Raw genomic sequence first — 19,474 nt, 5'->3', positions numbered from 1 at the left:
TAATCCTTTCAGGTGCATATATGGCCACCCTTTCCCTGGCATCCACCGCATTTCTCATGCCCGGTAATGTGGCATGGGCTCCTTTGGCCCGACATGCACAGTTGCAATTTTGTCCTCAAGGTCAATGGCAGCCGATGGCCGCTTGTGACGGACATCTGGTGCTCTGGTTTTGGGAGCAACTGCTGACCGACAGCGAATGCCAGCATTGGTACACCTTGGCTGAACCCGCATTGTCCGAGACCATCGACACCTGGTTGGAAGCATTGCTCTCGCCACTGCGGGGGCTCCCTCATCTTTATCTCGGTGCCTGTTCACTGCAAGGCGGCGGTGTGAGTAGCGCTCTTCATCCCTGGATGATGCAGCTGGATGTCTGCTTTACCCGAGCGCTTGCACGTCACCACATTAGGGATTTGGGGCTGGGTCGCTGGCTCTCTGAGCAGGGGCGAGCCCATTGTGTGGACGAGCGTAATCGTTACCTTCTTTCTTGTCCTCTCTCGATGCACGGCTTGACCAGCCTTGCCGACTGGATTGCCGCGCGTTGGATGCTTGATCAGGCGCCAATACGCAAGGTGCTGGTGCTCGATTGTGACAATACCCTGTGGGGGGGGGTAGTGGGTGAAGAGGGGTTGACTGGCCTTTACCTTGGTCAGGACGGTCTCGGCAAACTCTATCAGTCGTTTCAGGATGCGGCGCTTTACTGGTATCAGCGCGGCGTGTTGTTGGCATTGTGCTCTAAAAACGAGCCTGCAGATGTTTGGCTGGTGTTTGAGCAGCATGGCGCCATGAGACTCAAAAGGCGAAATATTGCAGCATCTGCCATTGGTTGGGGCTCTAAATCTCAAGGTTTGCGACATATTGCTGCCAGCCTCAATCTGGGGCTTGAGGCCTTGGTCTTCTGGGATGATTCCCCCCTGGAAAGGGCCGAAGTTCGCCATGCCCTGCCACAAGTCGATGTCATTGAACCACCAGCAGATATCTGGGCATGGCCTACAACCTTGCTCACTTATGGGGGGTTCTCGCGTACCTTCAGTGGTGATGACGCTGTTCGTCAGGCCTCCTATCTGGCATTGGCAGACGCCGCCCGGTTACGTAGCGAGGTTGGCAGTGAACAACATTTTCTCGCCTCCTTGTCGTTGCGTGCGGCGATACAGCCGTTGGCGGTGGATAACCTTGCTCGTGCCGAGCAGATCATCCATAAAACCAACCAGTTTAATCTCTCCTGTCAGCGATATGAGGCGAGCGAGCTCAAACGGCTGGCGCAGTCTGGCTGGTGCTGGCTAGTGTCGTTGCAGGATCGCTTTGCCGATCATGGTTTGGTTGGCTTGGTGCTGATCATAAACCTCACGCCCAAACTGGCATTGCTCGATACGCTGGCTCTGAGTTGCAGAGTGTTGTCCAGAGGGCTCGAATATTGGTTACTGGATAGAGTCTCGGCTGCATTGCGCGAGGCGGGGATCGAGCGCTTGGTTATTGGCTCGAACCGTTGTGCTCGTAATGAACCTGCGCTGACATGGTTGGCATCCCTGTCGTTGACTCCCTGTGATAATCCAGATCCCGCCCGTTTTTCCCATGAGCATTACCATAGTCTGGCGCTCGAACAGCTGAATTTGCCTTTTTTGGAGTTTTATCACCATGACTGATCTCTTCACTCTGTTGGAACAGCAGTTTCCTTCTGCAACCGTCACGCGAGACGACTATCAGTTGGGACTTGGGGCCTTTCCGGAATGGGATTCGCTCGGCCATTTCAATTTTCTGTTACTGGTTGAACAGACGTTCTCGGTACGCTTCGAGCCTGAAGAGCTGGCGACGATGAAACAGCTTCAGGATATTCGTGAGGCGCTGTTGCGGCGTGGTCTTGTGCTGTGATTGAAGCTCTCTCTCATGTTCTTGGCTCCCTTGGGATCGCGCGAGGGAGCGCTATCATGGTTCACTCTGACGCCATGGCTGTGGCCCAGTTTCCAGGACGGGGCAATGAAGCCGGCATACATGCTTTTTGGCTCGGAATGCAGGAGTGGCTTGGAAACGAGGGCACTCTGCTGGTGCCAACATTCACGTATAGCCTGACTCGTCAGACCTGTTTCGACAGGGCGACGTCTCCCAGTGAAGTGGGCCTGATGACGGAGCTGTTTCGCACTCTGCCAGGGGTTGCGCGGACCCGCGATCCTATCTTCAGCGTTGCGGTATGGGGAGCGGGGCGTGACCAGGTGGTTGCAGCAGGGGGTCATGACTGCTTTGGTGAAGAGAGCCCCTTCGCCTGGTTGGCGGCTCACGATGGTTGGATTGCCGGTTTTGCCTGTCATCCCGATCGCATTACCTTCACCCACTATGTCGAGCAGCAACTAGGTGTCGATTATCGCTTTATGAAACGTTTTGAGGGGGATGTCCGCGAGCAGGGAATGGTGCGCCCCTGGTATTGTGACTACTTTGTGCGAAGACTCGATCTGGCCAGCGAGATAGATCTTTCCCGTCTGGTTGAAGCCCTTAAAAATCAGGACAAATGGCACCAGGGGTTATTTGGCCGGTTACCTGTCTGGGCAGTTCGCTGCGCCGACTTTGCCGCGGTGGCAAAAGAGCTGATCGCTGTCCACCCCCATGCGCTTATCAGGGAGAGGAGATGAAACTGCACCATATTGGACTGGTGGTGGCCGAACTGGATCTTGGCGTACGTTATTGCTGCGAGACCCTCGGGCTTTCCCGCTTTAGCGAGCCGGTGCTCGATCCGTTGCAGCGGGTGCATATCTGTTTTGCTTATGATGATGCGGGGATTTGCTATGAACTGATTGCACCGGCCAGTGATGATAGCCCCGTCAGTCAGGCGCTACGTACCCGTCATAACCTGCTCAATCATCTGGCTTATGAGGTGGCAGACCTGGCAATGGCTGCCGAAAAACTGCGGGCCCAGCGTCATCTTCCCCTAGGGCCCAGCCAGCCTGCCATCGCCTTTGGCGGCGCCCATGTCCAGTTTTTCCTGAGCCCCCTTGGCCACATTGTCGAATTGATCGAGGCACCTACCCCATGAGTTTTTCACCCAAGAGCGGTTATCTGCCCACCGACTGGGATGACCAGGCACAGATCGGTGAACAGCTGCATCGGCTGCTTACCCTGCTGTTTCCGCTCAACCGCAGCCTGACCGGGGACGGGGTTCGACAGTCGTTGGCCCTGTGGCGCGAGCACTGCCTGCCCGAGCTGCAGATCCATGAAGTGGCCAGCGGCACCGAGTGTTTCGACTGGACCGTGCCTGACGAGTGGAACGTGCGGGAGGCCTACATAGTGGGGCCGGATGGACGCAGGGTGGTGGATTTCCAGGACCACAACCTGCATCTGGTCGGTTACTCGGAGCCGGTGCGCTGCACCCTCTCGCTGGCCGAGCTGCAGCCCCATCTTCACTCTCTGCCCGAGCAGCCAGACGCCATTCCCTATGTGACCTCCTACTACAAGCGTCGCTGGGGATTCTGTCTGCCCCATCGGCTGCGAGAGGCGCTGCCGGAGGGGGAATATCAGGTGGTGATCGATGCCACCCTGGCTCCGGGCTCGCTCACCTATGGCGACTGGGTGCTGCCGGGGGAGAGCGAGCAGGAGATCCTGCTGTCGAGCTACACCTGCCACCCCTCCATGGCCAACAACGAGCTCTCCGGCCCCTGCGTTGGCGTCTTCCTGATGGCCTGGCTGGCGTCACTGCCAACACGTCGCTACAGCTACCGGCTGATGCTGGTCCCTGAAACCCTGGGGGCCATCGTCTATCTCTCCCGCCATCTGGACCAGCTCAAGCAGCGTACTCTGGCCGGGTTCAATCTGACCTGCCTTGGCGATGATCGTGGCTACTCCTTCCTGCCTTCCCGCCAGGGCAACACGCTGGCGGATCGCATCGGTCGCCATGTGCTCGGCCATCTGGCACCGGGCTATAAAGCCTACAGCTTCCTGGAGCGGGGCTCCAACGAGCGGCAGCTGTGCGCGCCCGGCATCGATCTGCCGGTCACCTCGGTGATGCGCAGCCGATACGGCTGTTATGCCGAGTACCACACCTCGCTCGATGACCTCTCGCTGGTGACGCCGGCCGGTCTGGCGGGCGGCTTCATGGCGCTGCGCCGGGCCATCGAGTGTCTGGAGCTGGACGAGCGCTGCGAGGTCACCGTGCTGGGCGAACCCCAGCTCGGCAAGCGGGGGCTCTACCCGGATTTGTCGACCCGCTATTCGGGCTGGCAGGTGCGGGAGATGATGAATCTGCTGGCCTACAGCGACGGCAAGCTGACCCTGTTCGAGATCGCCGAGACCATAGGGGCGCCGTTCTGGCGGGTGGAGCCGCTGGCGCGGATGCTGCTGGAGGCCGGGCTGCTGCGTCGCCTCAGCCCGCAACCGGACTACTCGATCACCAGATAGGCCGGTCCCGGGTTGTGCGGGGTGCGACGGATGGCGTAGCGATCCAGCCCCAGCACCTCCTTGAGGGCCAGGGTCTCCCCCGGGAAGGCGGGCCAGTTGAGCTCATCGAATGCCAGCACCGATCCCTTGGTCAGGTGCGGCTTGATGAGCTCGAGGCAGCGGCGGGTCGGCTCGTAGAGATCAAAGTCAAAATAGGCCAGCGCAACCATGGTCTCCGGCTGACGAGCCAGATAGGCCGGCAGCGTCTCGGTCACATCTCCCTTCACCAGCTCATGCTTGACGATATGGTCCAGCGGACTTTCCGCCTCATGGGCGGCGAGCAGCCGGGCCAGATGCTGCTCATAGCCCGGCGTCACCCCGTAGGCTCCGGGCTGGATGGCGGCGTCGCTGCCATCTTGCGGGGCGTGGGAAGGGAAGCCGCTGAAGGTATCGAACCCCACCAGCTTGCGGTTGTAGTTGTAGGGTTCATACATGCCGCGAAACGAGGAGAAGAGCGCCAGGTTCTGACCCCAGCGGGTGCCGAAATCCATGATGACGCCGTGGACCGGCACGATCTTCTGATACAGCTCGTGCATGAACAGGATGCGGGAGAGCGACTGGCGCTTGAGGTAGAGGCCCAGGTTGTTCTGCAACTCGGCCGCGGGCAGCGGGCTGGTGTGCAGCAACTCGCTGAAGGTCTGGTGGCGTGACAGCTCTTCATCGGAGGCGTTGGAAATGGCCTTGATCATCAATGGTCTCCTGTGTTGGTGTCGCCGGCCGGGGTCGACAGGCAGTGCACCACTTCATATTCGAGGTAGTCGGCCAGCCCCAGCCAGTCCTGGCGTTCCTGGCACTGCAGCAGGGCGGCTACCAGTCCGGGCGGCAGGTTGCCCTGCTCGGTGAGCACCTCTTGCAGCAGTTCCGGCAGTGCCTGACTCGCGGCGACCGACTGCCCCAGCCGAAACTGGTGCGCCAGGGCGGTGAGACGGGTGATCTGGCCGTTTTTCATTGCACGTACTCCGGGTGATAGTGGCAGCCGGCGATCTCCGCCCCCTCCCTGCTGCAGTTCCAGAATTGCACCTCGGGGTGGCGCGCTATGTAGCGCTCGAGCTCGGTGCGGTAGGCGGAAAAGTTCGGATTGGTCTTGACCCGCCGGCCATGGCCGTCGAGGGCCCAGCTGAGTGCCAGCGCGGCGCTGGGGCCGAGGGCACCGTCGGCCCAGCCCGAGTGGGTGAGCTCGCCGGGAAAGGCGAAGTCGGTGCCCAGCAGGATGACCTGGCGGCAACCCATCAGCACGGCGAGATCCACGGCGGGATGAATGACGCTGCCGCCCGAGTGCAGCACGCCTTTGGGGAGCGTCTGTCGCAGCTGCTGATACATGGGGCTGCGGGAGTAGGCGGTCATGCGTGGCCCCTGCCAGGCCAGCAGGGCTGCCGTGGGAACCGTGGGGTAATAGACCAAGGTGGTCTGGGCCGACTGGGCGGCGGGCAGCCGGTTGCCGTGGATGGCGTCATCGATGGTGACGACGATGTCGGGCCGGATACCGTGGCTGAGCAAAAACGCCAGCGCGGTATCGACGCTGATCAGCAGGTAATCCTGCCGACGGCGCTGCAACTGGGCCTGCAGGGTGGCCAGGTTGTGCTGCAGGGTTGGGCCACTCGCCACGATCAGCGCCTGCTTGCCCTGAGCCAGACCGAACAGGGAGGCCACATCGCCGTCGCCGGCCAGCAGATCGCGGTTTTCGGCCAGCCGCCGGGTGATGTCGGGGTGCTCGGCGTCGAACCTGGCCCGGGCGAACGGCAAATCGATTTCACTCACCAGCCGGTCGCGGATGCGGGCGGCAGCATCTTCCACCAGCAGCAGCTCGGGCGGCAGGGCGAAGAAGGGCTGCCGCACCTCCCCTTCGTCGCCGGCCATCATCAGCTCGACCCTGGGGTCAGTCAGCCAGTCCTGCTGGTCTAGCAGCCGCAGTACCAGGGCAAACAGGGCGCCATTCATGATCTTCACTTCCAGCCGCTTGAGGCTGCTGCGCCCCAGCAGAGCGCGCGGCAGATCGCCGAGCCCGGTGCCGTAGAGGTGCAGCACCGGCTGCTCGGGCAGGCTGGCGGCCTGCAGCTCGGCCTCTTTCACCCGATCGTGCCGGCTGGTGAGCTGGATGCCGTGGAGGCTTAGGGTGGAGCCGAGCCCTTCGGTCAGCTCGGCCGGCAGGCTTTCAACGTCCTGTGCCAGCAAGCGGGGCCAGAGGGCGGGCCAGCGCTGGCTGATGAGCCTGCCGTGCTGGTTGAAGAGATCATCACTCATCGTTATCTATCCACTCCCAGCTCAGCGGTTGATTGGCACTCAGGCTGCGGTTGACCCGCTTGCCGATGAGCCGATCGTAATCGGCCGGGGGCAGGCCGAGGGCGGGGCGCACCGACTTGATATGCGCTGCGGTGAGCTGCTCGCCGGCGGCCATCTCCTTGACCAGATAGAGGGAGCGGCGAAACGCGCGGTTACCCTGTTCACTGGCGGTGAGCTGGTAATCTGCCACACCGAGGGCGGCATGAGCGGTATTGACCGAGGCTACCAGCTCGGTGAGTTCGGCCGGCTCCATGGAGAAGGCGCAATCCGGCCCGCCGTCGGCGCGGGCCAGGGTGAAGTGCTTCTCGATGAGGGTCGCCCCGAGCGCAGTGGCGGCGATGGCCGTGGTCGACCCCAGGGTGTGATCGGAGAGCCCCACCTCGACCCCGAAGCGCTGGCGCAACATGGGGATGGTACGTAGGTTGTATTCGGCTGCCGGCGCCGGATAGCCGCTGACGCAGTGCAGCAGGGCCAGCTGGCCGTTGCCGTGCTTGAGTGCCATCTCGACTGCGGCGGCGATCTCGGCCTCGTTCGCCATGCCGGTGGACATGATAAGCGGCTTGCCGGTCTGGGCGGCGTAGCGGATGAGGGGCAGATCCACCAGCTCGAAGGAGGCGATCTTGTAGGCCGGGCAGTCGAGGGATTCCAGCAGATCCACCGCACTGAAGTCGAACGGACTGCTGAAGACCGTCAGCCCCAGCTCGCGCCCTTTGGCAAACAGTGCTTGGTGCCACTCCCAGGGGGTGTGCGCCCACTCGTAAAGGTCGTACAGGTTGCGACCATCCCAGAGGCCGCCGTGGATCTGGAACTCGGGCCGATCACTGTTGAGGGTGATGGTGTCGGGCCGGTAGGTCTGCAGCTTGACGGCGCTGGCACCCGCTGCTTTGGCGGCGGTCATGATGGCCAGGGCGCGGTCCAGATTGCCATTGTGGTTGGCCGACAGTTCGGCAATCACATAGGGGGCCTGTTCCTGGTTGATGGGGCGATGATCGATCTGCATCTGTGTTCAGATTCCTGTGCCAAGTTGCCAGCCTTGCGGCGCCGGCTGCCAGGGGGCAGGGGGCGCTATCTGCGGTGGCTCGGCAAGATAGAGGGGAAATTGGGAGAAAATTGTTTGCAAGCGATGTGCCAGCTCTTGCCACTCCGCTGGTTGAAGTGGCCGGGCGGCCTGCCATGTCAGATGCTGACCGTCCAGAGTCAGGGTGAGCAGCAGTTGGTCATCATGGCGTAGTTGCCACTGTTGGCCATCTGGCAACAGTTGATAATCGGATTGTGGTAGCAGCCAGGCTGTGAGCCGATCCAGCCCCAGCCCATCCACCTGTTGCTGGCCGCGGCAGCGATAGTTATCTGCTTGCAATTCAAGTCGTTGCAGGGCCTGCATCAGCCGCTCAGGCTCGGCCAGTTCGCTCAGGGTCAGCCGCTCTGCCAGCTGAAAGCGGGCGATCACCTCATCGTTAAACTGTTGGTTGTCGACGATGGGCACCGCCAGGGTCGGCAGGCCGAGACAGGCCCGCTCCCAGGTCATGCCGCCGGCGGCGCCGATGGCGAAGTCGTGCCGGCTCATCAGGTCGGCCATCTGGTCGCTCTGGCGCAGCAGCAACAAATCGAGGTCGGCCAGCTCGGTCACTATCTGTTCCAGCTCGGGCCAGAAGGGGTTGGCGCCACCCGCCACCAGGGTCCAGCTAATGGTGCGGGCCCAGGGCAGCTTGGCCAGGCTGTTGAGGGTGACGAGGCAGGCGCCGGCGGGATCGGCGCCGCCAAAGCAGACAAGGCCCCGTTGCCACTGACTGGCGTGTGGCCGCGCCAGCCGGCGATAGGCGGGGCGCAGCAGGGCATAGTCGGTGCCCAGCAGCAGCCGGCAATCGGCTGGGGTGAGCGGCTGGTAATCGGCGGTGCGGCGCAAGGGGCCCTGATCCAGCAGTAGCTGGCAGTGGTGCGGTCGGTCGGCCAGATCATCGATCACCAGCACGCGGCGGCAGTGGGCGGCCAGCTGGGTTTCGAGCCGCTGGTCAATCTGGTAGTGATCAAACACCAGCCAATCGGGCTGCAAGCCAGGCAACGGGCCGGCGGCGTCCAGCGCGCTCAGGGGATGATGGTGATGGGGCCGCAGCAACGACAGCAGGTGCGCCGGCAGATCGTGGCAGAGGAAGTGGCACTCGGCCCCGGCGGCGTGCAGCCGATCGGCGATGGCCAGGCAACGCATCAGGTGGCCCAGCCCGATCTCGGCGCCGGCGTCGAGCCGGAAGGCAACCCTAAACGTCATCTTGGGCCAGCACTTGATAGAGCAGTTCGGCCAGGTGCCAATCTTCCGGCGTGTCGATGTCGACTACCCTGTGTCTTGGCAGAATATGGCCAATCCCTTCTCCCCCCACCGGGCTTATACCACCCAACCAGGCGTCCCGCGTCCCCCAATAGAACTGGCCGGCATCCTGATAGGCGGGCTCCAGATCCTGAGAGCGTTTCGCCATCTGCTCCGGCCAGAAGGGGGTGACCCGGCCCTGCTCATCCATGCGCACGGCGCGCTGGATAGGGAAGCCAAACTCGGCCACGGTATAGACAAAGGGAGCATTACTTGCGCTCAGTCGCTGATGGGCGGCCTTCAAGTCATCGGCTTGAATAAGCGGGACCGTGGCATAGATGCAGCAGTAGTGCTTTGCCTGGCTGCCGAGCTGGTCGAGCCGCTGGATGGTGTCGATCACCACAGGGGTGGTACCTGTGTGATCATCGGCGAGGCTTGCAGGCCGAAGAAATGGCACTTCCGCGCCCAGTTGACGAGCAACTTCGGCAATCTCCTCATCATCGGTGGAGACCACCACCTTGTTGAAACAGCCTGATTGTTGCGCCGCCAGGATGGAATAGGCGAGCATGGGCTGGCCACAAAAGGGGCGGATATTCTTGCGTGGAATGCGTTTGCTGCCACCCCGGGCCGGGATAATGGCGATGGCCATGATGGGCTCTCTCTGCTGGATTAATGACTGGCCAAAGCCAGGATAATCGATGACAACTCTTTGATTATTTTTGATATTATACTGGTTTTTCTGCTTGTATTATCGATTTTTGCTACGGAATGGCAGCAGTGTGGTCGATAAGAGAGACGGGTCATGGAACTGGATGGCGTTGAAGATGAGTTATGGCGTTGAGCTACGCCCGATAGCGCTGTGGGATCTTCCTGCTTTGCGGCGTTGGCGCAATCAGGATGAGGTGCGAATGCAGATGGTATCCCAGACGCGTATTTCACCGCGGCAACAGCGCCAATGGTTTGCCGCCACCCGTGAGCGGCGGGATCAGCAGCACTGGGTGCTCTGGTGCAAGGGCGTGCGAGCGGGTTACGTCAATCTGAAAGGTGAGTCTCAGGGCGAGCTGCAGGGTCAGGCGATCGCCGATGCGGGGCTCTATCTGGGCAACTCAACCGTGCGGCATCCCATGTTGGCCATTGCTGCTGCCCTATCCCAGCTTGATCAGGGTTTTGATGAGTTGCATATCGGTTGTATTCGCACTCTGGTTCGGGAGAACAATCGCTCTGCCCTACGCTTGAATGAACAACTGGGTTATAGCCAGATAGGACAAGAGAACGGATTTTTTGCATTGGAACTGCTGCCGGCGAATTACTATGCAGCCCGTGAGCGGCTACGGAGATTTTTCAGATGACAATCGCATTGGAACAGGTTTTTGCCGAGGCGCTGGGTATTGATATCGGCAGCGTCAGCGATGGGTTGGCCTACAACAGCATCCCGCAGTGGGATTCTGTCGCCCACATGGGGCTGATTGCCCAGTTGGAGGATAACTACGGCGTGTTGCTCGACACCGATGACATTATCGACATGAGTTCAGTCGCCAAGGCACGCGAGATCCTGGTCAAGTACGGGGTCGCTTTCTGATGCAGGGGCTGTTGCAGGGCAAGCGGGTGTTGATCACCGGTGCCGGGCGTGGCATCGGTCTTGCCATCGCCCGTCAGTTTGCCTCTCAGGGGGCTGAACTGTGGCTGGGAGGCCGTGATGAGGTGACGATGAGCCAGCTGGCGACCACGATTGGTACCGAGTTTGGCGTGCCCTGCCAGCCTCTCTGTTTTGATGTGGCTGACCCGTCGGCGGTCAAGCAGGCCTTTCAACAACTTTTTACCCAGAGCCGATCGCTGGATGTGCTGGTCAACAATGCCGGCATGCTGGAAGAGGCGTTATTGGGGATGGCTAACCAGACCCATCTGCAAAAGACATTCAGCAACAATACCTTTAGCGTGATCTACTGCAGCCAGTATGCCGCCCGCCTGATGCGGCGCAGTGGTGGTGGCAGCATCATCAATCTCGCCTCCCTGATGGGGCAGGTGGGGGCCGCCGGGCTAAGCTGCTATGCCGGCAGCAAGGCGGCGGTGATCGGTATTACCCAGTCACTGGCCAAGGAGCTGGCCGCCAGCCAGATCCGGGTCAATGCCATTGCCCCCGGGTTTATCGATACCGATATGGCGCATGCTATCCCGCAAGAGAAGTTTGCCGAGCGGGTGGCCAGCATCGCCATGGGACGGATTGGCACGCCAGATGAAGTGGCCAAAGTGGCCCTGTTTCTCGCGTCCGACTTGTCGAGCTATGTGACCGGGCAGGTGATTGGGGTCGATGGGGGGATGGTGATTTGAACCGGCCTGATTTGCTGGCCCATCTGGTTGAGGGTAACAGCGAGCCCGCCTGGCGAGACCCGCAAGAGGGGTGGCTCAGTTATGGTGAGCTGGCTCGGCGTGTGGCGCAGTTGGCCACCATCTATCCTGCTGGCCGCCATTTGGTCTACCTGCCATTTGTGACGTCTACCATGCATCTGCTGCACTACTTGCTGGCCCTGCGTGATGGCCACGCCATCATGCTGGCCGATCCTGCACAGGATGCCCGGTTGCACCATGAGCAGTGCCAGCGCTTTGGTGTCAGTCTGCGGGTATTAGAGGATGGGGCAGTTGCGCATCTTGGCGATGCGCCTTCACTTCACCCTGAGCTGGCCATGCTGCTGCCCACGTCGGGCAGCACGGGGTCCTGCAAATGGGTGAGATTGTCGCGAACCAATCTTGATGCCAATGCCGCGGCCATCGCCGAATACTTGGCGCTGAACGGGCGTGAGCGCGCCATCACCTCGTTGCCACTTTTTTACTCCTTCGGTATGTCGGTGCTCAACAGCCATCTTTTGGCTGGCGCCTCGCTGGTTTCATGTACTGCCAGTCCCCTTGAGCGCCACTTCTGGGATGAGGTCAATCGCCATCAGGTCACCAGCGTGGCAGGGGTACCCTTTACCTTTCAGATGCTAAACCGCTTGCGTTTTGACTGGGCCCGCTATCCCAGCCTGATGACACTGACCCAGGCGGGAGGACGACTTGAGCCAGCACTGGCAAAGCAATTTGCCGAACAGGCAGCTGCGCTGGGACGCCGTTTTTTCGTGATGTATGGCCAGACCGAAGCGGCACCACGCATCGCCTGGCTGGCGCACGATGAAGTGATGATTGCCCCGGATGCCATCGGCCGTGCCGTACCGGGCGGGCGTCTCTCTCTGCGTCATGAGCCCTGCTTTCCCGACGGGGAAGGGGAGTTAGTCTACCAAGGGCCAAACGTGATGCTGGGCTATGCCGAGCGCACTGAAGATCTGGCTCGGGGACGTGATATGGATGCGCTCTTTACTGGCGATCTGGCTCGTTGTGATGAGGCGGGCCGATTCTATTTGACCGGACGGCTCAACCGTTTCCTGAAGCTGTTTGGCAAACGGGTGAGCTTGGCTGAAGTGGAAGCCTGGTTGCAGGGGAGGGGCTATTCCTGCGCTGCGACCGGCCGCGATGATCGCCTGCTGGTAGCCATCGAGGCAGACGCGTGCCCCAGTGATGCACTACAGCTGGAGCTGGCCCGCTGGCTGATGGTGCCGCCATCAAGCGTTCGCATTTATCGGCATCATTTGCCACGACGCAGCAATATGAAGATTGATTATCCTGCCCTGTTAACACAACTGGAGCAGCTATGAACAGGCTGTTTGATGCGCCGGTTTTCGGGCTGCCCCAACAGGAAAAAAGTGGGCTGCTCCTTGCTCGCCTGAATGAATTGACGCAGCGCCATGCGCAGGGGTGTCCAGCTTTTGCCAATATTCTGTCGGCGTTTGGTTGGGGGCAGGCTTCGACTTATCAAGAGCTTCCCTATCTGGCCGCCCGCTTGTTCAAATTGGACCAATGGCAGAGTGTGCCGCAAGAAGACGTGTTCAAGGTGCTCACCTCCTCTGGCACTACCGGAACGCCGTCACGCATTGTGCTGGATCGGGATACCGCCGCGTTACAGAGCAAGGTGCTGGTGAAGATCCTGCAAGAGTTTGTCGGCAAGCAACGGTTGCCCATGCTGCTGGTGGAGCAGCCTGCCCTGATTCAAAACCGCAGCGGCTTTTCAGCCCGCGGAGCCGGTGCGCTGGGCCTCTCCTTCCTTGGCCGTGACCATACCTATGCTCTCGATGAGCAGATGCGGCCCAACTGGCCGGTCATCGAGGCGTTTTGTGACAAATATGCGGGCCAGCCGGTCCTGTTGTTCGGCTTTACCTTCATGGTATGGCAATGTTTGCTGGAACCGCTGCGTGAGCGCGGTCTGCAATTGCAGCTGACGCAGGGCACGCTTTTTCACAGCGGTGGCTGGAAGAAGCTGCAACACCTCGCGGTGGATAATCCTGCCTTCAAGCAGCGCTGCCATGAACAGCTGGGGCTGAAGCGGGTGCATAACTTCTACGGCATGGTGGAGCAGGTGGGGTCGGTGTTTGTCGAGTGTGAGCAGGGCCATCTGCACGCCCCCCTTTTTGCCGATCTGCTGGTGCGGGATCCGCTGACTCATCGACCACTCGTGGTCGGCCAGCCAGGCTTGTTGCAGGTGATCTCCGCCATTCCCCAAAGTTATCCCGGCCACAGTTTGCTCAGCGAGGATCTTGGTGTGCTGCTGGGGGAGGATGATTGCCCCTGCGGCCGTCGTGGCCGTTATTTTCAGGTATCAGGACGTCAGCAAGGCGCAGAGGTGAGGGGATGCAGCGACACTTTCCAGTGAGCCGGTCAGATGTAGAAGATGCCGTGTGGCAAGCGGGGCCAGAGGTTGCTTTCGCGGCTCCCGTCAGCGGCTGGCAAGGTTTTGTCACTCGCCCGCTGCCAAGCTTTGCGCCCGTCATCTGCGATTTTGTGGCTGCGCTCTCTGCACGTCTGCTGAAGGAGGGGCGAGAGAACCCGGATCTGGTCGCCTTTGGCTTTTGGTTGCGGCCGCGCCAGATTGAGGTACAGCACAAACGCATGGCAGGGCGTGCACCCTTGGGGATGGTTTTTCATCTGGTCCCCTCCAACGTGCCGACCGTTGCATTCTACTCCTGGATCATGGCGCTGCTGATGGGCAATGGGTCCGTGGTACGTCTCTCATCGCGTATCGATCCGGTGCAAGAGGCCATGTTGACCATCCTGAACGAGCTTTTCTCTCTGTCTGAGTGGCAAGAGATTGCCTCCCGTACCCGTTTCATCCGCTATGACCATGACGAGCGCGTCACCGCTTGGCTGTCGGCCCGGTGCCGCCTTCGCATCATTTGGGGCGGTGATGAAACCATCGGCCGGGTACGGGCTATTCCGCTTTCACCTCGCGCTCAGGAAATTGTGTTTCCGGATCGTCGTTCCATGGCGGTGCTGGATAGTCAATGGCTCGCCAGCCTTGATGCTGCTGCGTGGCGGCAAGTGGTCGCGGCTTTGCAACAAGACTTTACCCGTTTCAATCAACAAGCCTGCGCCTCACCCACCACCATTTGCTGGCTGGGCACTCCCACCAGTGCGTTGCGCCGTTGTCTGCTTGAAGGGATCTTCGCTCCATTTGCAGATAATCCCTCCCTGATGATGGAACGCCTTATCAATAGTCAACAAAATGCCGCCCATGATGGCCAGATGAAGCTGGAGACCTTTTCTGGCGTCACCTTATTGACTCCCACCGCCTCTTTGCGGCTTGCACACATCGGAGGAGGTACAGTTGCCGAATTTGTTGCCGATACCCTTGATGAGTTGCTGTTACAACCTTGGGATATGCAGACCTGTGTCTGGGTTGGCCCGGATAAAACGCAGCTTGAGCATGCGCTCCTGGTATCGCCAGGTTGTCGTATCGATAGGGTGGCAAGTCCGGGACAAGCGCTGGCATTCGAATGGCTCTGGGACGGCATCGACATGCTGGTGGCCTGCAGCCGTCAGCTTGCCCGCATTGAATAGTGGATTCCAGGTCACATAAATCAAGTTATATCAATCAATTAGCTTGGTCAGGCACAGCTCTTGCAGTAATTATTGTGATGAAGGGCAGGAAAGGTTGACAGAGACCGTGCGGTAGCCTTGTCCATTTTCTTTGTTTTGCTTCTTTTTTACTCAAATCCTGGGTTTCCTTATGAAAATCAGCGTACTGGTGCCGGTATACAACCTCGGGCGCTTCATTGAACCTTGCCTGCTTAGCCTGCTGGAACAAAAAACGGATTTCGAATTCGAGGTGATCGCCATTGATGACGGCTCGAGCGATGACTCCTGGTCCATTATGCAGCGGTTGGCGTCACTGTGGCCTCGGCTACGGGCACTACAGAACGCGCAAAATATGGGGTTGGCTAAAACCCAGAAACGCTTGTTGAGAGAGGCGGACGGTGAATATATCGCCTATGTCGACGGGGATGATCTGGCTCTGCCGGGCAAGCTGCAGCGTCAGGCCGACTATCTGGACGCACACCCCGGCTGCACACTTTGCTATCACGAGGCGGAGATGTTTGATGATGAGACCGATGCTCGGATCAAGCTCTTCACCCGCGATTACTACAACGCCCGTTACCTCGAACCCGTGATGACGCGGGAGGCGTTGATCCGCTTCGGGGTCTTCGTCAATGCCAGCTCCATCATGTTCCGTCGTTATGACGGCATGGCTGATGCCATCGATGAGGGGTGCAAGATCATCCTCGATTATCCCTGGCACATCTTGAACCTCTCCCACAATCCGGGGACGCTGGATTTTATCCCCGAATTATTGGGCCGCTATCGCTTCCATACCCAGAGTTTTGGCGGGCAAACCCGCAAGTCGGCTGAGCGTCGTGAACAGTCGCTGCGCGATCTGCTGCGTGCCTGTGACAATGCGGCGGCATTCGGTGCTGATCCCGTGATCATTGCTCAGGGGCGTGCCCATCACTACTACTCTGCCGCGCTCTACTTTTTGCGGCAGGATGATGTCGCCCGCTTCACGCAGCTTATCGAGCTGTCTGTCGATGCTGTGGCCAGGCTAGCCCCCGGTTGGTTCTTCGATGAACGACATCAGTTGGCATGGGCAGAGCGGTCCCATCCCGCGCGTGTCATGCAGCAACTGTTTGGAGATAGAGCGTGAGCTATCAGGCGATTGTCATCGGCGCCGGGCTTTCGGGCGCCGTCATGGCTGAACGAATGGCCAGCCAGCTTGGCTGGAAGGTGCTGGTGCTGGAACAGCGCGACCACATCGGGGGCAACTGTTTCGACGAGTATGATAAGCATGGTGTGCTGATCCATCGCTATGGGCCGCACCTCTTCCATACCGACAGCAAGGAAGTGTGGGATTACCTGTCGCAGTTTACCGAATGGTTGCCTTACGAGCATCGTGTGCTGTCACGTATCGACGGGCAACTGGTGCCTATCCCGTTCAACCTGACCAGCATCGAGTGCTGTTTCCCCGCAGACAAGGCCGGCGCCATGATTGAGGCCCTGCGTACCCGGTTCGGGGATGGCGCCAGAGTGCCGATTCTGGAGCTGCGCAAAGAGCAGCATCCCCTGCTGGGTGAACTGGCGGATTTCATCTATCAGAAAGCCTTCGTCAACTACACCAGCAAACAGTGGGGAATCCCCCCCGAGCAGATCTCCCCCGAGGTGACGGCGCGGGTACCTGTGGTGGTCAGCCGGGATGATCGCTACTTCACCGACCCCTGGCAGGCAGTGCCGGCCGCAGGTTATACCGCCATGTTTGAGCGCATGCTCGCGCATCCGCTGATTGACGTGCGACTGTCGACCCCAATGGCAGAGCACGTCAGGCTGGATTGGCTGCAGAAGTTGGTGTGGTTGGATGGTGCACTATTCGATGGTCCACTGATCTATACCGGTATGCTGGATCAGTTGATGCCGGCGGAAGGGGATTGCTTGCCATACCGCTCACTGCGTTTTGAACATCGCCATCTGGCGCAAGAGCAATTTCAACCTGTCACCACCGTCAATTATCCGAATGAAGAAGCCTTTACCCGGATCACCGAGTTCAAGCATTTCAGTGGGCAGGTGCATCCCGGTACCAGCATAGTGTACGAATATCCCTGTGACTATCAGCCAGAGCAGGGGCTGGAGCCTTACTACCCGTTGTTTACCGACGCAGCCAAACAGAACTATCAGGCTTGCCGCGATGAATTGGCACGGTTCCCACAACTGCTTGCTTTGGGCCGCCTTGCCGAGTATCGCTATTTCGATATGGATGATGCGGTGAGTAATGCATTAAATATTTTTGGTAAAAATATTGAGAAAATACCAAGTAAACCCTTGGTTTCGGTCATTATGTCTGTTCATAACTGTGCTAACTATATCGAAGATGCGCTAGATAGCATATTGAGGCAGACCTATAAGAATCTGGAAATAATAATATTTGATGACGGATCAACTGATGAAACTGGAACCGTCATTGGCAGGATGGCAGCAAAGGACAGTCGCATCCTTCATTATCACCGGCGGCAGCAGGGAATAGCCAATTGTCTGAACGAAGCGCTATTGCTAGCTCGGGGAGAATTTATAGCCAGGATGGATGGGGATGATATTTCGTTACCAGAGCGGATAGAGAAACAGATGGCATTTTTACACGAACATCCGCATATAGATCTGGTGGGGTGTTGGCTCAAACTGTTCGGTGCCCGTGATGAGGTATGGCATTACCGACCTTATGATAACTTTATCAAAAATGCGATTCTGCTATTTAGTAATGGAGTTGGACACAACGCGATTCTGGTGCGTGCTGATGTTTACAAGCGTTTTCGATATGACCCCGAATATACGGATGTTGAAGATACCGAGTTGTGGACCAGAATGGCTATCAGCAAGCCCGAAGTTCGTTTCGCCAACTTGCGTGAGGTGTTGGTGCTGTATCGTATTCATGGCGCCCAATCGTCCATATTGCGCAAAGTCAGACAACGAGAGCTTTACCGGCGTATTGTCAGCAAGTATCTGGATTCGCTAGGTGTTTCAGCTGCTGAGCAAGATATGGAGGCTCATGAATGGCTGGTGGATCAACCGACTAACTTGTCGGATTCGCAGCTATATCGCTTGGCCAATTGGCTGAACCATATTGCGGTACTCAAGCATAGTGCGCTGCCAGATGAGTATGGTGTATTGGCCGAGCGCTGGCATCAACTATGTCAAAAGAACCGAGCCCGCCTAGATATTTATAAGCGCTATCACGCAGAGTTCGATATTTGCTGGCTTCCACCGATGTCTGCGTAATGAAGGGAAGATGGACATGGTCGTTAAAAACATTCCCCCAGGATCAGAGATAGCTATGGTTGGGGGTTGCCGTGAGATTTGAGATCGTCGGTCGGCAAGGGGTCTGCTCATTATCTATTGCTGAGCTGCCTTCATCAGGGTACCTGTTGGCTGGTATGGGAAATTACAGTCAACTGATCCTGCAACGGTTACAAGAGATGCAGCGTCCACTGCCTGTTGCACTGATCGATACCATGACGAGCGATTGTTCGGAAAAGTTCGGTCTTCCGGTGATCGATATGACGCAGGCGAGCCAGCATGATCTGAGCATCATCATTGGTTCTTCTCCCTATGACTATGAGCAGGAGGTGATGGCCAAATTGCGGCAACATGGCTGCCATAGGCTGGTGGCTCTTGAGCCAGAAGAGATCCTGCCACCCTTACTTGATCCTTTGGCCGATTCGTTGGCCGATACAGAGAGTTGGCCGGTGTTGTTACTTGTCTGCATGTTGGATCACCATGTTCAGCAGTTGGCTAGTCTTATGATTTGGCTACATCAGCGGCAGATTTTGTGCAGAGTAGTCCGCTCTTATGATGCGCATGCGATTATGGCTATTCCCCCTTCACGCCTACTTGGCGCCATCATCTGGAATGGTACACCGGCCTACTATGACAGCGTAAAACAGTATCTTCAGGATATGGGGAAGCAATATCTCTATGCCGAACTGGGTTTTTTCCCGCAAAGGGAGCATGTTTATCTCGATAGACAAGGCGTCAACCTGGGGCGATGCATGGGGCTAATGCCATGCCAGAAAGATGACGCTGAGCAGGAGTTGGTGAGAGTGAGGGAACGGCTTCTGGGCGGGCGCCTATGGGTTCCTGGGGATGCCGTTCTTGTGCCTTTACAGATTGCTACCGACACCAATGTGCGTCTCTATTCCAACTATGGAGACAAAATGCAGCAGTTTATTAACGATGTGATCCGCGATTACGGAAACGAACGACTGCTCTTTAAGCCCCACCCGTTGGATCCTCTGGGAGACACATATGATTTTCATGGCCGTGAAATTGTTAGTGGCGATTTCATGACGCTGGCGCTATCGAGCAAGTTTATTTGCGGTATCAACTCCAGCACTCTGTTTGAGGCTCGTCTGGTTGGAATTCCTGTGCACTTTTACGGTCGTTCATTGTTAAGCGAGTGTCCCGATGAGCAAGAGGTGATGCTGCAAATGGTTCAAAACCAGTTCCGGGTTGATGGGAGCGATTTAGTACGAAAAATAGGGCCTTACATGCAGCAGTTTGGAATTGAAATATAACGATGTT

Annotated in this window: 20 protein-coding genes and 1 pseudogene; 15 read left to right on the top strand and 6 right to left on the bottom strand. The window is 58.5% G+C overall.

Annotation, left to right across the window (positions count from 1 at the left end; translation table 11 throughout):
- The first annotated feature begins 20 nt into the window (after positions 1-20).
- The 5 genes from G5149_RS02575 to G5149_RS02555 are packed head-to-tail and all read left to right on the top strand — an operon-like array spanning position 21 to position 4,377.
- Entirely contained in the window at positions 21-1,640 is a 1,620-nt protein-coding gene (locus G5149_RS02575) for an HAD-IIIC family phosphatase (protein ID WP_337073759.1), read from the top strand.
- Positions 1,633-1,866: an acyl carrier protein gene (locus G5149_RS02570; protein ID WP_216954016.1), complete on the top strand. Its 234-nt coding sequence runs from the start codon at positions 1,633-1,635 to the stop codon at positions 1,864-1,866. Before G5149_RS02575 ends, G5149_RS02570 begins: the two co-directional genes overlap by 8 nt.
- Positions 1,863-2,618, top strand: a complete 756-nt coding sequence (locus G5149_RS02565) for an AAC(3) family N-acetyltransferase (RefSeq protein ID WP_421211429.1) — start codon at positions 1,863-1,865, stop codon at positions 2,616-2,618. The genes G5149_RS02570 and G5149_RS02565 overlap by 4 nt, the downstream gene beginning before the upstream one ends.
- Positions 2,615-3,019 carry a VOC family protein gene (locus tag G5149_RS02560; RefSeq protein WP_005346679.1) on the top strand — a complete coding sequence of 135 codons (405 nt, stop codon included), beginning with the start codon at positions 2,615-2,617 and terminating at the stop codon, positions 3,017-3,019. The genes G5149_RS02565 and G5149_RS02560 overlap by 4 nt, the downstream gene beginning before the upstream one ends.
- Positions 3,016-4,377, top strand: coding sequence for a DUF4910 domain-containing protein (locus G5149_RS02555; RefSeq protein WP_337073757.1), 1,362 nt, complete (start codon positions 3,016-3,018; stop codon positions 4,375-4,377). The genes G5149_RS02560 and G5149_RS02555 overlap by 4 nt, the downstream gene beginning before the upstream one ends.
- Here G5149_RS02555 and G5149_RS02550 read toward each other — a convergent pair.
- The 6 genes from G5149_RS02550 to pseF are packed head-to-tail and all read right to left on the bottom strand — an operon-like array spanning position 4,359 to position 9,644.
- Positions 4,359-5,105 carry a class I SAM-dependent methyltransferase gene (locus tag G5149_RS02550; protein ID WP_337073756.1) on the bottom strand — a complete coding sequence of 249 codons (747 nt, stop codon included), beginning with the start codon at positions 5,103-5,105 and terminating at the stop codon, positions 4,359-4,361. The genes G5149_RS02555 and G5149_RS02550 overlap by 19 nt on opposite strands.
- The gene (locus G5149_RS02545; protein WP_421211427.1) at positions 5,105-5,365 is read right to left on the bottom strand and encodes a hypothetical protein; all 261 of its coding nucleotides are present in this window, start codon (positions 5,363-5,365) and stop codon (positions 5,105-5,107) included. The genes G5149_RS02550 and G5149_RS02545 overlap by 1 nt, the downstream gene beginning before the upstream one ends.
- Complete coding sequence (locus G5149_RS02540) at positions 5,362-6,657, bottom strand: motility associated factor glycosyltransferase family protein (protein WP_421211425.1); 1,296 nt, start codon at positions 6,655-6,657, stop codon at positions 5,362-5,364. Before G5149_RS02540 ends, G5149_RS02545 begins: the two co-directional genes overlap by 4 nt.
- Complete coding sequence (pseI, locus tag G5149_RS02535) at positions 6,650-7,696, bottom strand: pseudaminic acid synthase (protein ID WP_421211423.1); 1,047 nt, start codon at positions 7,694-7,696, stop codon at positions 6,650-6,652. Before pseI ends, G5149_RS02540 begins: the two co-directional genes overlap by 8 nt.
- 6 nt (positions 7,697-7,702) lie before the next feature.
- Positions 7,703-8,959, bottom strand: a complete 1,257-nt coding sequence (pseG, locus tag G5149_RS02530) for a UDP-2,4-diacetamido-2,4,6-trideoxy-beta-L-altropyranose hydrolase (RefSeq protein WP_421211421.1) — start codon at positions 8,957-8,959, stop codon at positions 7,703-7,705.
- Positions 8,949-9,644 carry a pseudaminic acid cytidylyltransferase gene (gene pseF / locus G5149_RS02525; protein WP_236768428.1) on the bottom strand — a complete coding sequence of 232 codons (696 nt, stop codon included), beginning with the start codon at positions 9,642-9,644 and terminating at the stop codon, positions 8,949-8,951. The genes pseG and pseF overlap by 11 nt, the downstream gene beginning before the upstream one ends.
- 163 nt (positions 9,645-9,807) lie before the next feature.
- On the opposite strand from pseF, the gene G5149_RS02520 reads away from it, so the two are divergent.
- The 10 genes and pseudogenes from G5149_RS02520 (at position 9,808) to G5149_RS02475 (ending at position 19,467) form a co-directional block, all read left to right on the top strand.
- A complete protein-coding gene (locus tag G5149_RS02520; RefSeq protein WP_336885333.1) occupies positions 9,808-10,344 on the top strand; it encodes a GNAT family N-acetyltransferase in 537 nt (178 codons plus the stop codon).
- Positions 10,341-10,574, top strand: coding sequence for an acyl carrier protein (locus G5149_RS02515; RefSeq protein ID WP_005346661.1), 234 nt, complete (start codon positions 10,341-10,343; stop codon positions 10,572-10,574). Before G5149_RS02520 ends, G5149_RS02515 begins: the two co-directional genes overlap by 4 nt.
- Positions 10,574-11,323 carry an SDR family NAD(P)-dependent oxidoreductase gene (locus G5149_RS02510; protein ID WP_337073751.1) on the top strand — a complete coding sequence of 250 codons (750 nt, stop codon included), beginning with the start codon at positions 10,574-10,576 and terminating at the stop codon, positions 11,321-11,323. Before G5149_RS02515 ends, G5149_RS02510 begins: the two co-directional genes overlap by 1 nt.
- Complete coding sequence (locus G5149_RS02505) at positions 11,320-12,678, top strand: AMP-binding protein (protein ID WP_337073750.1); 1,359 nt, start codon at positions 11,320-11,322, stop codon at positions 12,676-12,678. The genes G5149_RS02510 and G5149_RS02505 overlap by 4 nt, the downstream gene beginning before the upstream one ends.
- On the top strand, positions 12,675-13,730 hold the full coding sequence (locus G5149_RS02500) for an acyl-protein synthetase (protein ID WP_236768424.1): 1,056 nt from the start codon (positions 12,675-12,677) through the stop codon (positions 13,728-13,730). Before G5149_RS02505 ends, G5149_RS02500 begins: the two co-directional genes overlap by 4 nt.
- The gene (locus tag G5149_RS02495) at positions 13,709-14,914 is read left to right on the top strand and encodes an acyl-CoA reductase (protein ID WP_337073749.1); all 1,206 of its coding nucleotides are present in this window, start codon (positions 13,709-13,711) and stop codon (positions 14,912-14,914) included. Before G5149_RS02500 ends, G5149_RS02495 begins: the two co-directional genes overlap by 22 nt.
- Before the next feature lie 169 nt (positions 14,915-15,083).
- The gene (locus tag G5149_RS02490; RefSeq protein ID WP_254204464.1) at positions 15,084-16,055 is read left to right on the top strand and encodes a glycosyltransferase family 2 protein; all 972 of its coding nucleotides are present in this window, start codon (positions 15,084-15,086) and stop codon (positions 16,053-16,055) included.
- Between the two features lie 44 nt (positions 16,056-16,099).
- A pseudogene (gene glf / locus G5149_RS02485) lies at positions 16,100-17,197 on the top strand (UDP-galactopyranose mutase); the annotation flags it as partial.
- A gap of 39 nt (positions 17,198-17,236) precedes the next feature.
- The gene (locus G5149_RS02480; protein ID WP_421211466.1) at positions 17,237-18,172 is read left to right on the top strand and encodes a glycosyltransferase family 2 protein; all 936 of its coding nucleotides are present in this window, start codon (positions 17,237-17,239) and stop codon (positions 18,170-18,172) included.
- Positions 18,173-18,243: 71 nt separating this feature from the next.
- The gene (locus G5149_RS02475; protein WP_421211418.1) at positions 18,244-19,467 is read left to right on the top strand and encodes a hypothetical protein; all 1,224 of its coding nucleotides are present in this window, start codon (positions 18,244-18,246) and stop codon (positions 19,465-19,467) included.
- The last annotated feature ends 7 nt before the right edge of the window (positions 19,468-19,474 follow it).

It is taken from the genome of Aeromonas sp. 600479, from assembly GCF_049175515.1.
Lineage (GTDB): Bacteria > Pseudomonadota > Gammaproteobacteria > Enterobacterales > Aeromonadaceae > Aeromonas > Aeromonas veronii_A.
This window is presented reverse-complemented; position numbering and strand designations above follow the sequence as displayed.